Source organism: Streptomyces sp. S3(2020) (genome assembly GCF_013044505.1).
In the GTDB taxonomy this organism is placed as follows: domain Bacteria; phylum Actinomycetota; class Actinomycetes; order Streptomycetales; family Streptomycetaceae; genus Streptomyces.
In genome coordinates, this window is sequence record NZ_JABERD010000545.1 from 1 (window position 1) to 862 (window position 862).

Here is an 862-nt window from a genome sequence, read left to right on the forward strand (position 1 = left end):
TGGTCTACTTTGTTTTTGCGTGGTGTCGTTACACTCTTGTTTTATTTTTTTTGTAAGTGTGCGGGGACAACCGGTAGTTAACATATGGGATTGGTTGGCAGGGTAAGAGGGGTATAAGAGACAGGGGGCGGGGGTGCCTCGGGTGGGTGTTCTCAAGCGCCGGGCGAGCTGAGATTGTCTGAGTCGGCCTCGGGTGGGTTGTCCGGTACGGGGGCGGATCGTCGTAGAGCTGTCTCCTGGGACCCCAGACGGGGCATCACCCGGGCTTGCGCAACGGTGAGCAGGGGACGTACCGGGGGGTGTCCGCCCGCAGCGTCGGGCGACCGACCAACCTCGCCGCCCCAGCAGGCCGTACCGCCCGACCGAGGACGGACACCCCCCGGTGCGGCACCGACCCACGACGCAACCGCACTGCGCGACGCACGCCCCCACCGAAGCCGTCACAGGCCGCCGCAGGTATTCAGCCGCTTACGGTTCCTGGGTCTCCGACTCCAGGAGTTCGCGGGTTTCCAGGTCGTACACGCCGTATTCGTCCGTCTGGATGCCCCGGGCCCACTGGTAGCGGGACACCGCGTCCTCGACGCCCTCGTTGTAGTGGCCGCTGGCTTTGCGGGTGTAGAGGTTCAGTTGGGTGAGGCGGAGTTCCAGTTCGACGACCTCGTCGCCCTGGGAGCCGCGGCGCAGGACCGGGGGTGTGCTTTCGCGGGTGTTGGAGGAGTCCTCGGCCGGGGCCGAGGACTCCTCCAACACCCGCGTAATCCCCTCCTCCGCCCCCCCCCTCGGACCCCAGGGCCCGGCTCTCGTTCACAACTTTCAGCCCACCAGCCTCCCCGGCACATCGCATGCCACGCGCTGCGTGACG

At 66.4% G+C, this 862-nt stretch carries 1 protein-coding gene; it reads right to left on the minus strand.

Annotation, left to right across the window (positions count from 1 at the left end):
* Positions 1-468: 468 nt before the first annotated feature.
* Positions 469-750 carry a peptidoglycan-binding domain-containing protein gene (locus tag HLK59_RS50250; protein WP_346780022.1) on the minus strand — a complete coding sequence of 94 codons (282 nt, stop codon included), beginning with the start codon at positions 748-750 and terminating at the stop codon, positions 469-471.
* Positions 751-862: the final 112 nt, after the last annotated feature.